At 44.9% G+C, this 13,003-nt stretch carries 13 protein-coding genes; 1 reads left to right on the forward strand and 12 read right to left on the reverse strand.

Annotation, left to right across the window (positions count from 1 at the left end; all coding sequences use genetic code 11):
* From ACSQ8P_RS22740 to ACSQ8P_RS22785, 10 genes are all read right to left on the reverse strand, one after another.
* On the reverse strand, positions 1-477 hold the full coding sequence (locus ACSQ8P_RS22740) for a DinB family protein (RefSeq protein WP_436237252.1): 477 nt from the start codon (positions 475-477) through the stop codon (positions 1-3).
* Positions 474-1,661, reverse strand: coding sequence for a M20 peptidase aminoacylase family protein (locus tag ACSQ8P_RS22745; RefSeq protein WP_436237253.1), 1,188 nt, complete (start codon positions 1,659-1,661; stop codon positions 474-476). Before ACSQ8P_RS22745 ends, ACSQ8P_RS22740 begins: the two co-directional genes overlap by 4 nt.
* A 20-nt stretch (positions 1,662-1,681) precedes the next feature.
* Positions 1,682-2,692 (reverse strand): LLM class flavin-dependent oxidoreductase, encoded by a 1,011-nt coding sequence (locus ACSQ8P_RS22750; protein WP_436237254.1) that lies wholly within the window; start codon positions 2,690-2,692, stop codon positions 1,682-1,684.
* A gap of 34 nt (positions 2,693-2,726) precedes the next feature.
* Positions 2,727-3,479, reverse strand: a complete 753-nt coding sequence (locus ACSQ8P_RS22755; protein ID WP_436237255.1) for an amino acid ABC transporter ATP-binding protein — start codon at positions 3,477-3,479, stop codon at positions 2,727-2,729.
* The gene (locus ACSQ8P_RS22760; RefSeq protein ID WP_436237256.1) at positions 3,476-4,186 is read right to left on the reverse strand and encodes an amino acid ABC transporter permease; all 711 of its coding nucleotides are present in this window, start codon (positions 4,184-4,186) and stop codon (positions 3,476-3,478) included. The genes ACSQ8P_RS22755 and ACSQ8P_RS22760 overlap by 4 nt, the downstream gene beginning before the upstream one ends.
* Complete coding sequence (locus tag ACSQ8P_RS22765) at positions 4,183-4,959, reverse strand: amino acid ABC transporter permease (protein ID WP_436237257.1); 777 nt, start codon at positions 4,957-4,959, stop codon at positions 4,183-4,185. The genes ACSQ8P_RS22760 and ACSQ8P_RS22765 overlap by 4 nt, the downstream gene beginning before the upstream one ends.
* Before the next feature lie 40 nt (positions 4,960-4,999).
* On the reverse strand, positions 5,000-5,881 hold the full coding sequence (locus tag ACSQ8P_RS22770; RefSeq protein WP_436237258.1) for a transporter substrate-binding domain-containing protein: 882 nt from the start codon (positions 5,879-5,881) through the stop codon (positions 5,000-5,002).
* Positions 5,882-6,018: 137 nt separating this feature from the next.
* Entirely contained in the window at positions 6,019-6,915 is an 897-nt protein-coding gene (locus ACSQ8P_RS22775) for a LysR substrate-binding domain-containing protein (protein ID WP_436237259.1), read from the reverse strand.
* A 165-nt stretch (positions 6,916-7,080) separates the two neighbouring features.
* The gene (locus ACSQ8P_RS22780; protein ID WP_436237260.1) at positions 7,081-8,751 is read right to left on the reverse strand and encodes a DUF4091 domain-containing protein; all 1,671 of its coding nucleotides are present in this window, start codon (positions 8,749-8,751) and stop codon (positions 7,081-7,083) included.
* 41 nt (positions 8,752-8,792) lie between these two features.
* Complete coding sequence (locus ACSQ8P_RS22785; protein ID WP_436237261.1) at positions 8,793-9,926, reverse strand: Gfo/Idh/MocA family protein; 1,134 nt, start codon at positions 9,924-9,926, stop codon at positions 8,793-8,795.
* A gap of 146 nt (positions 9,927-10,072) precedes the next feature.
* Here ACSQ8P_RS22785 and ACSQ8P_RS22790 point away from each other — a divergent pair, with 146 nt between their 5' ends.
* Positions 10,073-10,969: a helix-turn-helix domain-containing protein gene (locus ACSQ8P_RS22790; protein WP_436237262.1), complete on the forward strand. Its 897-nt coding sequence runs from the start codon at positions 10,073-10,075 to the stop codon at positions 10,967-10,969.
* A gap of 79 nt (positions 10,970-11,048) precedes the next feature.
* Here the strand turns inward: ACSQ8P_RS22790 and ACSQ8P_RS22795 are convergent, their stop codons facing one another.
* Positions 11,049-11,492, reverse strand: a complete 444-nt coding sequence (locus ACSQ8P_RS22795) for a GNAT family N-acetyltransferase (protein ID WP_436237263.1) — start codon at positions 11,490-11,492, stop codon at positions 11,049-11,051.
* Positions 11,493-11,573: 81 nt separating this feature from the next.
* The gene (locus tag ACSQ8P_RS22800; protein WP_436237264.1) at positions 11,574-12,899 is read right to left on the reverse strand and encodes an MFS transporter; all 1,326 of its coding nucleotides are present in this window, start codon (positions 12,897-12,899) and stop codon (positions 11,574-11,576) included.
* Between the last annotated feature and the right edge of the window lie 104 nt (positions 12,900-13,003).

Here is a 13,003-nt window from a genome sequence, read left to right on the forward strand (position 1 = left end):
CTATACGTGCGCTTCCAACGCATTCTTGATTCGTGCAATTTGTGCTAAATGAACCTGCACATGTGCGATAAAGGAGTTAACAACATCTTTTAGTGTAAGTGTTTGTCCTTTGAAATTAACGCCTGTTTTCTCCCAATCATCGGGTGATAATCGTCCAAAAAGCTCATGGTTATATACTAATAATGACTGAAATAAAACTAAAATATCGGAAGCTAAGCCTTCATTGGCTTTGGCGCTGCTGACCCATGGATCTTGATCAAAAGCTGGCAAAATTGCCGATGCACCAGAAATGATAGCGCGGATTCGGAAGGATACGACAATGTTATGATCGGCCAAATGAGACAGCACCTCCGTTACACTCCATTTATCTTGTGCTGGCTTCCAAACCAATTGCTCTTCGTTCAGTCCCTGGATAGCTTCCTGAAGTTGTTGATGGGTATGCAAATAAGCTGATAAATTAGGAATTGTTATACTCATATGGATACCTCCAATGGAATGTCGGATGATAGGTCTTCTAAGGCTTTTTGAGCTAAAATAGCAAAATATCGCGCACTAATCGGCAAAGCTCGTTCATCGATATCAAATGCAGGATGATGCCACTCTTGCGGCCCCGATGTGCCCATAAATAGGAAGACACCGGGAGTTTTCTTCTGATAAAATGCAAAATCCTCGCCCGCTGGTGACGGTACAGGTGTAATGACATCCAAACCTACTTGCTCAGCAGCATCTTTTGCCAACAGAGTTAATTGCTTATCATTGAACACAGATGGCGGTCCTTTGATCCATCGAACTGAAGCTTTCGTCCCATAAGCAGCGGCTACACCGTGTACAACCTGCTCCATTCGCTTGATAATCAGTGTTCGGACATTCTCTTCAAATGTACGCAGTGTGCCATCTAGAATGGCTTTATCAGGAATCACATTCCAAGCAGTTCCGCTATGGATGCGTGTCACACTAATTACTGCACTTTGCAATGAACTAACATTACGGCTAACGATAGATTGAAGCGCGGTGATGATATGCGCTCCCGTTACAATCGGATCTATCCCCGCTTCTGGGACAGCTGCATGTGTGCCAAGTCCTTCGACTTCGATTACGAATCCGTCTGCCGCCGCCATCAGAGGCCCATCTTTGATCCCTATCGTCCCGACAGGAAGATCAGGTTTGTTGTGCATGCCATAAATCGCACGAACACCTTCAAGTGCGCCGCTGCTTATAACCTGCTCCGCCCCCTGCGCCTTCTCCTCAGCTGGTTGAAAAATAAATCGAACCGTTCCCCTCAGCTCACTCTCCTGCTGCTTAAGCAAGAAGGCTGCGCCAAGGACTGCTGCCGTATGAAAATCATGCCCGCAAGCATGCATCTTCCCTGCTACCTGCGACGCATAGGGAAGCCCTGTATCTTCTTGAATCGGCAAGGCATCGATATCTGCCCGTATGGCAATAATTGGCCCTTCCTGTAAGCCGCCTACCTCTGCAATTAGACCCGTTTTCAGCTGGAAATCTGCAATACGTATCCCCGCTTCAGTGAGCCAGCTAGTAATCGCAGCTGTTGTTTGTATTTCCTCATGCGACAATTCAGGATGCTGATGTAAATGTCGTCGGATTTCCACCAGCTTCTGAGCCCAATCCGGTGACGTCTGCTGGAAAGTTGTTGAACTCATCTCACATGCCTCCTTCGAACTTACACCAACAGTTCCGCGAATGCTTCACTCAGCAGTTCAAATGAACGCAGGCGTTTGCTAAAATCTTTCACGGATGTCGTTACGATAAATTCATCGATGTTATATTTTTGTTGGATCTCGAACAATTTTTGACGTACAGTCTCTTTCGTACCCTTCGTAATTTCCGCCTGCTTCTCTTCAACGGTAAATTTGGCCTGCGTTTGGCGACCATATTCCTCTGCTTGCTCAAGCGTTCCGACCGTTAAAGTCTTGCCATTTTCCAAATGAATTTTGACATTCTTGTATTCACCTGCAAGCTCGTTAGCTTCTTCTTCTGTATCTGCTACGATAAGTGAGAGTGCTAAGAGAAGCTTGGGTTGTGTGCCTTTTTCCGTATTAAAATGTTGATGATACGCTTCAAAAGCCGCTTCAGCAATTGCATGATCCCCATTAATGAATTGGGCAAAAACATAAGGTAAACCAGCCTCAGCAGCCGATTGTGCGCTCGCTGCACTAGCGCCGAGGATATAAATATCCACAGGCACAGTAGGTATTGGCGAGACTTTCAAGCCCTTCAAGGGATGCTCATCATGCAATTGATTTGTCACAAATTGTTGTAAATCCTCTAACTTCTCCGTCAAAGTAGCTGCTTCGGTAATTCCTTGTTGCAAAGCTTTCGTTGAACGAGGTAAGCCGCCTGGAGCACGGCCAATGCCGAGATCTACCCTACCTGGAGCTAGAGAAGCTAACACATTGAAGTTCTCAGCCACCTTATAGGGGCTGTAGTGCTGCAGCATGATGCCACCGGAGCCAATGCGAATGCGCTCTGTTTTGGCCAGTAAATGAGAAATTAATACTTCGGGTGAAGAACCCGCTACTTGCTCGGAATCGTGATGCTCAGATACCCAGAATCGGTTATAAGAGAGCGACTCCGCCTTCTGCACAAGCTCAATCGTATGCTGAAAAGCATCATAGGCGGTTTCGCCTGGAAAGACGACGCTTTGATCTAAAATGCTTAATTTAATCCCCATGTTCATACACTCCGTTTCCGTAACTGGCTTGGTGCTATATGTTGTAACTCCATTCGGGCGTAATGCGCTTCAGAAATTGTTTCGTGCGTTCTTCTTTGGCATTGCCGAAAATATCCCTCGGGTTGCCTTCCTCCACAATGACACCTTCATCCATAAAGACCACATGATTAGCCACTTCTCGAGCAAAACCCATTTCATGAGTGACGATAATCATCGTGATACCTTCCTTAGCAATCTTCTGGATCACGTCAAGTACTTCACCAACAAGTTCAGGATCGAGTGCGGATGTCGGTTCATCGAATAGAATGACTTCAGGATTCAGAGCCAGCGCGCGGGCAATACCTACACGTTGCTGCTGTCCGCCCGATAGTTGACTTGGATACGCATCTAACTTGCTTCCCAGTCCGACTTTCTCCAGCACTTTTACGCTGGTCTCTCTTGCCTTCTCCTTCGATTGCTTTTGGACAATCATAAGGCCTTCCATGACGTTTTCGATTACTGTTTTATGTTTGAATAGATTGTAATGTTGGAACACCATAGCTGTTTTTTGCCTGAGCGCATGAATCTCTCCCTTGCTGAGACGCTTGCAATTCACGGTGAAATCCCCGATCGTCACTTCGCCGAGATTCGGCTTTTCCAAATAGTTCAAGCAACGGAGCAGCGTTGTTTTCCCTGAACCGCTGGGGCCAAGGATACAGACGACTTCTCCTTTTTGCACGGTAAGGTTGATCCCTTTCAGCACTTCGTTTTTACCAAACGATTTGGTGATATTCGTTAGTTGGATCATGACACGCCACCTCGGTTATACAGATTGATTCGTTTCTCTAGTAAGCCCGTGGCTCGTTCAATCAAGAAAGTGATCCCCCAGAACAGCAAGGCTGCTGCAATATAAGCTTCGAAAAATTTCCAATTTGTCGTTGCGACAATTTGTGCTTTGGCGTTGATTTCCACCACAGATACGGTAAAAGCCAGTGTAGAACCGTGCAGCATGCCAATCAAAGTATTGGATAAGTTCGGTAAACTTACGGCTAGAGCTTGTGGCAAAATAATGCGACGAAGTGCCTGTGTCGTCGTCATCCCGATCGAATAGGCGGCTTCCATTTGCCCCCGATTAATCGCCACGATTCCCGATCTGACTACCTCCGAAAGGTAAGCACCGGCGGTGATGGAAAAAGAGAGAAAAGCAAAGCCGATCATGGGTATGGACACGGAACGGAAACTCCAACCGAAAGTAACCGCAATCGAATCGATGATCATCGGCAATCCGAAATAGATAAGCAGCAGATGCATAAGCATCGGTGTACCGCGAACAAACGTCACATAAGCTGTTGCGATATAATGAATATAAGGCACGCGGTATAGTCGGATTAGTGCTACAGATGCACCAATTAGAAATCCAAAAAAGACAGAAACTACTGTAATTATCAGTGTAGTAGGCAGTGCAGAAAGCAATTGAACAAAGGCCGTCCATATGAATCCAGGATCGATACTCATGCTTGGAAGCCTCCTTTATCCGGCTGCGAGGACCAGATACCTTTGAACCACCTGCGCGACAACGGCTCACGTTCTTCCGTCACAAGCGGTTGCTCGTGCTGGAGCAAGCGTTTCTCCATGTACATAAACAGCTTTTCTAGTCCAAAGCAGATGACGAAATAGATGATGGATAAGGAAATGTACGTTTCCATAAAATGCTGTGTGGCCGCTCCAAGAGTCTGAGCTTTTCCCATTAATTCCATCGCACCTAGCGAGAATGCCAATGAGGTATCCTTCAAATTGGCAATAAGCAGGTTCGTAAAGTTGGGCAGCGAAATCGCAAGTGCCTGCGGCATAATAATACGGGTAAAGGCCTGGTAGCCAGTCATACCTACGGAATAGGCAGCTTCCACTTGCCCTTTGTCTACGGCTTTGACCGCTGCACGGATTACCTCAGAAATATAAGCACCCGAGTGTAAAGCAAATGTCAGAATAACGAATGAAAGCACTGGCGCTTTGGAGACATCTACATGGATTGCTTTGAGCAGTTCAGGAAGACCATAATAGATCAGAAACAACTGAATCAGAATTGGTGTCCCTCGGAAAAAGGAGACATAGATCTGGGAAAACCTTTGCACAATCGGTATTTGATAGAGCCGGGGCAAGGCAATAAGAAATCCGAAGATGACCCCGAGCACCATCGAACAAGCAACTATGAATAAACTGATATGGATGTAATTCAGTAATTTCGGCAGAAAATCAAATACATAGGTGATATCGAATTGGTTTGCCATAATGGCGATCTCACCTTTCTTAGAGTCATGGAATGCTTAGTTATTTCACATCATCTTTCTTCGTAAAGTCTCCGCCCAACCACTGTGTACTCAACTTCGAGAGCGTACCGTCTGCTTTGACAGCTTTTAAAGCCACGTCAATTTTGTCCGCAAGCTCTTGTCCGTCTTTATCATTTTTGCGGAATAGGAAACGTACTTCAGCTTCTTCAATGATCGGTCCGACTGTTTTCAATTTACTTTGCGGATCTACGAGTGGAAGCAAGAAATCCGCTCCAAGCGCTCCATCAACACGTCCTGTTGTAAGCTGGGTAACCAAATCGTTGGCTGCTCCGCTTTGATAAACGATTTTGATCGCATTATCATTGGCTTTGTTATAGTTCTCCAGCAAAGTTGCCTCTGCACTTGTAGCCGTCGTTAATGCTTTCTTGCCTTTCAAATCATCGATCGTTTTCACAGTCGTGTTATCTTTGGCTACAATGACTTTGGTTTTCCAATACGCATAGGGCTCGTTATTGAACAAATATTTCTGCTCACGCTCTTTGTTCTTCTCAATTTCATGTGCAACAAAATCAATTTTGTTCGTTTCTAAGCTAAGCAGCAAGTTGGCGAAGTCCATCGTTTTAAACTCGAACTCATATTCGGGCAACCGCTTATCAATCTCTTTCACCAATTCAATATCGTATCCTGTTAGTTTTCCGTCCTTATCCAGAAAGGCTACGTTCGGGAATTGTGTCCCTGTGCCAACGATGATTTTCTTTACTTTCACAGGTGCAGCCGTTGCAGCCGCAGTGGCTACTGGCGCTTTTGATGCATCAGCAGCAGCTTTAGGAGAAGCATTCGTTGTCTCGCTTTTCGCACCGCAGCCTGCCGCTACCAAAGCTAATGCTAATGTTGTTACCGTAAGTGTTGTGAATTGTTTCATCGTGAACCCCTCCGAATTATCCGTTTTATTAATTCTTATAATTCCTACTTGTTTTGTATGAATTATTGCTATGCCTTTAATTTATCATCAAGTTCAAGAACTGGATAATAGAGTTTTTCTATATGCATATCAAGTAGTTAAATCGTATCCCGAATCGAAAGTGCGATTCCTTTACATAAATCTAAGGCACTATTGAAAAATAAGGTGTTCTCCCCATTCAACACAATCATGTTGGTTTGCAGGGAAATGCCTGCTATTTCCGGGAACTGAATCGGAAACAGCTTCCCTTCCTTGACTTCCTGTTCTACACATAGACTCGGCAGAAACGCAATTCCAACACGTCCGAGGACTAATTTTTTCGCCGTCTCCAGCGTATCAGTTTGAAACTCAATGTTCGGTGGTTGCTTCATACTCGCAAACAGTCGGTGTATTCGCATCCAATCGAGAGATCCGCATTCAAAAAAAACAAGGGGATATTCACTTATATCATCTATAGAAATGGCATCGTTCTCTATAAAGGGATGGCCTTCGTAAACATATAGACGAATGGGATCTTCATAGGCTTTGGCTGATAATAGATTCGGGTGAGTAATATTCCGAACAAAACCGAAATCAAGCTCCCGATTCAGCACCTTGTTAATGATGTCTTCTGACGAAGACGTAGTCAGCTTATAGTTCACATCTGGGTATTTCATCTTAAGCTTTGAGATAATTGTTGGGATGATATAGTTCGAAACGGATACGGTACAACCTACGCGTAACTCGTTTGGCAATGTACGTTTCTGCTTCAATTGAATTTTACTTTTCTGAAAAGTTTGCAAGAGCTGCTGGGCATATGGCAAAAACTTCTTCCCATCATCCGTCAACGAAATCTGTTTCCCGATCCGCTCGAAAAGTCGACAATCCAGCTCACGCTCTAGGGATTGTATGCGTGCTGTGACAGATGGCTGGGATAAAAAAAGCACTTCCGCCGCTTTGTTAAAGCTGCCATAATGAATGACATAGACGAAGGCTTCGATATTCTCAATGTTCAATGTGAGCCCCCCTTGAACTAACACTTTTATTAATCTTATTATTCCGATTAACTAACTAGGTTTTAACATTGGTATAACTATAGATCAACACCCATAATGTGTCAATACCAAAAAAAGCTGATCTCCCTTTATTACTGGGAGCAGCTTTTCAAGTTTCAAACCTATTCAACTGTATGCTGCAATCGTCTGATTGATCCGCTCTCGCACTTCGAGCATCCATTCTGTGCTGCGCGGATAGACGGAGAATGTGAGCGGTTCTGTCAAACCTTCTTCAATCAAGGCAACTGTTCGCGCCTTACCGATCAACGTCTCGAGCAATTGTAAAGCTCGTAAATCCTGCAGTGCTTCATGGAATACTTCCAACCGAATCGACTCAATTGGTCCCGCTTCGCCTGGATATACAAGAAAGCTGTCTCCTGAAGGAAACGCGTGCAACGCATCCGTCACTTTGAATGGATCCAACGGTTTAACAGAATACTGGGAGTAATAGAAGTTGTATCCCCAATGCAGAAACCCTTGGATGCCAAACTTGTACAACTGCAAGCCAATGATCCTATTCCGTGCAGACGGCATGTTAAAGAAACGGTTCGACACTTCTTTGTACTGTACACAGCAGTAATAGGTCCATAAATCAGGGACACCTGCCTTGAGGAAAGGCTCGATATGATCGTTCGATGGAATCGGCTTCTGAACAATCCCCTGCTCGTAGAAGGAGATCTCCGTCAGCGCATCGATAATCGGGTAATTGGAAGGAAGGAGTTTCTGAACGAGATCACTCGCCTTTTTATACGTATCCAAGTTGGCTTGGGTAGGCTCATCCGACACATGAAAATAACTGCAGGACGCGATGCCAAGTCGATGGATGACGCGATCAAGTTCTGGTATGAGCTGCCCGAGGAAATGAGCGTAGTCTTCCCCGGCGGCATCTGTTTCCCAACCGAAAATCCGTTGCTCTACCCCGCCAATACTAGCCACAATCTTCGGCGTATGTTTAGCCCCCCATTGGGTGAACAGATGCGAGAATTCAAAGTACTCAACACCTTTGTCCTGACAAAGTGCTACCCAACGCTCTAGCTTTGTAAACCCAAAAGCATACGTCGTGCTGCCATCGATCTTACCATCATCAACACTTACATCAATTAACTGTACGGTTGGGCGCTCTCCCCCTACTACGGTATCTAGCGGTGGGGTAAAGATCGGCGTCAGAATCATGTTGATTCCATGTTTAACCGCAGTTTCTAGAAACTGCCCTATGCGCGACCAGTGCTCTTCACTGAATACTGGAATGTTGTAATGTGTCGCAAGACAATCCGTATGAAACCATTCCGTATGGATAAGCTTTTGCTTCGGAAGAGTTGCTGCGAGTACGGTGAGTTCCAGCACTTCTTCACTTAGTTTCTCCCCTTCTTGCGAAATGAAGCCTACATGCAAGTTATACGTGCCCGCAAGAACGGATGAATCCAATTCAACGTGGATCCAGACGGATCTCCATTGGCCAGAAAGTGCGGTTACCGTTGAATCCTCAAGGGGATACAAGGGGTCGGGATACAACCCCGGCGTCGTCCGAATAACGTGTGGATCATGGTCTGCATAGCAAGGCATTTCAGAAGGAACGAGACCTACAGCACGAATTGTAAATGGAAGGCCTAGTGTCGAAGTAACTTCTACGCCAATGTTTTTCAATAGCTGATCTGAGGTATAGGCAATTTGGAAAGCGAAGCTTTCACCTTTGAGAGCCGATGCATGCGTATAGGCTGCTTCTAGTGGAGCTTCATCTGCAAAAACTTTGGATAATGAGCTCAAGCTTTTGGTTTGAAAAGTCACCTTTTTCTCCATCTGTTACATGCCTCCAATTATAGAAAGTTCGAACTGGATCCTTATTCCCATTTTAAGGGTTGGAAAGTCCCTGTTTGAGCAGACTCCTGCGCTTTCATACACATCAGAGCACTCATTAAACCATCATCAAGCGTCGAAACAGAATCCGCCGTTCCCTTCATAATCGCCGCAAAATTCCGAGCCAACTTCTCATCACCGCCGAAATGATTACTTCCAGCTGCGAGCTCATAGGTCTCCACACGCGCCGTATGATGCATATGCACCTTAACTTGGCCAGTGTAGAAGTCAAAATCTACCGTACCTTTGTACCCCATAAAGCGCGCTCCACGTGCAGCTGCACCTTTTCGAATAAAGAAGTTTTGCGAGTATGACATATGCATACCGCTTTCATAACGGAACAGTGCACTTCCTGAATCTTCATTCCCTGTATCTTTAGCATAACAGCAATATTGCCAAGTTGGATCTAGCTCTTCTGCAGTTCCAACGGTGCTCTCCAAGCAAGTACGATTATCTTCACAATCCACACATTTGAGTCCAGCGGTTTTATTTCCCTTAAATATTTGCTTCGATGTCATCGCACAGACAGTTATCGGTCTCTGCCCTAGTACAGCTTGAATATAGTCAAGATCGTGTGTTGCTTTTTGGAGAAATAGCCCACCTGTTTCTTCCTCGTTTCGGTACCAGCTTTGAAAATAAACGCGGCCATACGGCACATTATTAATCGCTTGGACATGTTCAACCGTGCCGATTTTACCCGATTGAATGATTTCCTTAACCAATTCCACGAGGGAGGTTACTCGTAATGGGAAGGATACCACGACAGGCGACTTAGATGCCTCGTAACCTTGTTTCAAACGAAGTAGATCTTCATAGTTAGTAGCTACTGGCTTTTCGATATAAAGAGGTAGATCATGTTGTAACACTTTCAACCCCATAGTTGTATGCAAATTACAGCGAGTGCCAATCATAGCCCCATCTAGCTGCTCCGTCTCCAGCATTTGTTCCGGTGTATCATAGTACTTAATGTGATCCCACCCTTGCGCAAGTAACTTGGCTTTAATCTGATCTTTACGTACATCAACAATTGCTTCAATTCGGCAGTCCGCATCTGCCTTCAATACTTCTTTAATCACATGCTCAATCCTATTCCCATACCCAATTACACCTATCTTCATGCTAGCTCCCCCTCGAACTTTGCGATACCTTGATTATAAAAGATGAACTGGCGTTTTTCTTTGTCTTGAAAGCCGATTTTTTTGTTATTTCTGCTGTGTTATGATAGACCTATAAGCATTGCATCGAAAGATCAGGAGTGACACCCATGACGATTAGCGAAACGAACACGACCGAGTATCAGCGGACACATTTGAAGATGAGTATCGTTATCCATAAAGTCATTACCATGCATTACTTCGAGTTTGGTAAGGATTACTCGTTCAATGGGGAGAAGCATGACTTCTGGGAATTTCTCTATGTCGATCGCGGCGAAGTGGAAGTTCATGCGGATGAGAATCGTTACTTACTCAAGCAGGGGTCCATTATTTTTCATAAACCCAATGAATTTCATAGCTTCTATGCGACCAAAGGAAAAGCTCCCAATTTGATCGTCATGACGTTCGACTGTCATTCGAAAGCTATGCAATTTTTCGAGCAAAAGGTACTGCATTTAGAAGATGAGGAACGCAATCTCCTTGCCCAAATCGTACGAGAAGGACAACAAGCCTTCGAATTCCCATTCAGTCATCCCCTAGTTCGCAGACTGGATGCGCCTGTAGGCAGTGAACAAATGATTCAAAGCTATCTAGAAATTCTCTTAGTGCGTCTGCTACGGAAATCTGCTCTAATGGAAGTCGATACACCACTCTCTACGATTGCTAAGGAGAAGTCTGTCCATGATTTGACTAGCAAAGTCATGAGCTACATGGAAGAGCATATCGATGCTCATCTTACTTTAAACGAAATCAGCCAAGTGTTCTGTGTCGGCAAGACACAGCTCAAGGATCTTTTCAAAAAACATACGAACTATACGCTCATGGAGTACTTTGCCAAATTGAAAATCGATCAGGCCAAAATCCTTATTCGCGAAGAAACGTATAATTTCACTGAGATTGCCAGGCAGCTGGGTTTCAGCTCTGTCCACTATTTCTCCAAGGCTTTTAAGAAAGCAACGCTAATGAGTCCATCTGAGTATGCAAGGACAGTTAAATCCCGCATGTAAGCACTTATCTTCCTAAAAAAAAATCCCGAGAAGCTGCAACTAGCAGTTCCTCGGGATTTCTCACTCAGCTCACCTATCTTTACTCTTCTTCGTCTTCTTCCTCGACCTCATACGTGCACAGGAAACGCTCTACGCCCGGATATTTCTCACCAAGACTGCGAATCACGAATCCGACATTGCGATAAAATTGCACGGCCTCTTCATCAGTTTCCACCGAAATGCGAACTGGCTGCATATCATCAATAATTTCAAGCAGCATTCCGCGTCCGAAGCCTTCCCCTCTGCTCTCAGGTTCAACGGCGAGATGGCGAAGTGTCATTTCCTGCTTCTCATTCAGCTCAAAGCCGATAATTCCAACGGGTAAGCCTTCCGACTCATAGGCAAATAACCATGTATTTTCATTATTTTCATATTGGCTGAGGGCTTCTTGTAGCGAATCTGGATCTGGAAACACGCTGTAACCAAGTAATTGTTGGATTTCACCCTCATGAAGACGAGACTTCACATTCAATAACACGTGCATTCACTTCTTTCTTTAGTCGTTTATCTACCCATAATCTACTAACTTGGGCATGCTGTCAACTTGTGACTATTGGGATGCTCTCTATCCTGACAAAGCCTCTTTCCTCACAGCACGTATCGCTAATGGCACAGCAAAAGCCAAAACGCTAGCGATTAGCCCGTAAACGAACATCCCATGAATCCCCGAATAAAAGTCGTTAGATTTTGTAACAATCGAGCCCATCACCGTCACGCTGACCGCTGTTCCGATATTACGCGCGAATAGCTGCAATGAAGTCGAAATCCCCTTCTGATGAGCCTCGACTAACTGTTGAGCGCCGATTGTTGATACCGTAAAGAGAAGTCCAAACGACAGGCCTAACATCGTTAGCGTGCTGAATACATACCAAAATGAGGTGCCTTCACGGATGAAGAAAAGCAAAACTGCTGTAACCACAAGTAAAGCGTTCCCCGTTAGCAGCAACGGCTTATAGCCGAAGCGTATCACCCATTTCCCGCTCGGGATTGCGACAACCATCCACCCGATAGAAGTGCCGAGCAGGGCAATTCCACTTACAAATAGCGATTGCCCTTGATTTTGCAAAAATAAGGGAATAAAACTGGATGTTCCGAATAGCGCAGCGCAGCTGAGAAATGAGCCGCCTATCATTAAAGCCACGGGCCGATTACGCATCAAATTCAAGGGAACAATTGGGGCGGCATGCCCTTTTTCATAGAGAAAAAAACCGACAAGCAGGACCACACCAACGGCACCATAGATGTATGTATAAGAATGCACTACTGTTATTAGAAGTAAGGACGAAATCCCTGCGGCAAACAAAAGTGCACCCCAATAGTCGATCACCGCTTTCTTCGGTTGATACACTTCTTTATAAGGAAGTAAAGCTAGTAACGCGATAAGACAAATAGGAACATTCACAAAGAAAATCCAGCGCCAGTTCAAATAGGTTACAAAAAACGCACCTAATGTAGGAGCTAAAATCGCCGATAATCCCCACATGCCCGTGAAAAAGGCCTGAACCTTCCCTCTCTGTTCCACAGGGTAGATATCCCCAGCAATAATAGATGGGAATGGCATCATCACGCCTGCACCAATTCCTTGAATAGCCCGAAATATAATAAGCTGCACCATACTGTCTGCTAATCCGCAGAGAACTGATCCCCCAAGAAATAACAAAATACCCGCGGCATATATGCGTTTGCGCCCAAATAAATCCGATAAACGCCCCGCTAAAGGGGCAAGAACAGTAGATAGCACCATATAAGAGGTAAATGCCCAGGCATATAGGCTGTTTCCACCAATGTCATTCACAATGATCGGCATCGTTGTATTGGCAATTGTCGTGTCCATAGACGCGACTAACATGGCCAGTACGATACTGACCATCACGGTAGTTCGATTACGCATGATTTATCCTCCCCAAGCTGACTTTGTCACATCTAATTATTGTAACTGATTCCAGAATTGAAGAATAGCAAGCTATTTACTCGGGATAAAGAGACGAGCTTAGA

The sequence above is a fragment of the Paenibacillus sp. LjRoot153 genome (genome assembly GCF_964253085.1).
Lineage (GTDB): Bacteria > Bacillota > Bacilli > Paenibacillales > NBRC-103111 > Paenibacillus_E.

Bases quoted from the DNA above. Each gene is read 5' to 3' on its own strand.
- ACSQ8P_RS22750 (WP_436237254.1), bottom strand. From the start codon at position 2,692: ATGGGGATTAAATTAAGCATTTTAGATCAAAGCGTCGTCTTTCCAGGC.
- ACSQ8P_RS22765 (WP_436237257.1), bottom strand. From the start codon at position 4,959: ATGGCAAACCAATTCGATATCACCTATGTATTTGATTTTCTGCCGAAA.
- ACSQ8P_RS22785 (WP_436237261.1), bottom strand. From the start codon at position 9,926: ATGAAGATAGGTGTAATTGGGTATGGGAATAGGATTGAGCATGTGATT.
- ACSQ8P_RS22795 (WP_436237263.1), bottom strand. From the start codon at position 11,492: ATGCACGTGTTATTGAATGTGAAGTCTCGTCTTCATGAGGGTGAAATC.
- ACSQ8P_RS22780 (WP_436237260.1), bottom strand. From the start codon at position 8,751: ATGGAGAAAAAGGTGACTTTTCAAACCAAAAGCTTGAGCTCATTATCC.
- ACSQ8P_RS22800 (WP_436237264.1), bottom strand. From the start codon at position 12,899: ATGCGTAATCGAACTACCGTGATGGTCAGTATCGTACTGGCCATGTTA.
- ACSQ8P_RS22760 (WP_436237256.1), bottom strand. From the start codon at position 4,186: ATGAGTATCGATCCTGGATTCATATGGACGGCCTTTGTTCAATTGCTT.
- ACSQ8P_RS22790 (WP_436237262.1), top strand. From the start codon at position 10,073: ATGACGATTAGCGAAACGAACACGACCGAGTATCAGCGGACACATTTG.
- ACSQ8P_RS22755 (WP_436237255.1), bottom strand. From the start codon at position 3,479: ATGATCCAACTAACGAATATCACCAAATCGTTTGGTAAAAACGAAGTG.
- ACSQ8P_RS22745 (WP_436237253.1), bottom strand. From the start codon at position 1,661: ATGAGTTCAACAACTTTCCAGCAGACGTCACCGGATTGGGCTCAGAAG.
- ACSQ8P_RS22740 (WP_436237252.1), bottom strand. From the start codon at position 477: ATGAGTATAACAATTCCTAATTTATCAGCTTATTTGCATACCCATCAA.
- ACSQ8P_RS22770 (WP_436237258.1), bottom strand. From the start codon at position 5,881: ATGAAACAATTCACAACACTTACGGTAACAACATTAGCATTAGCTTTG.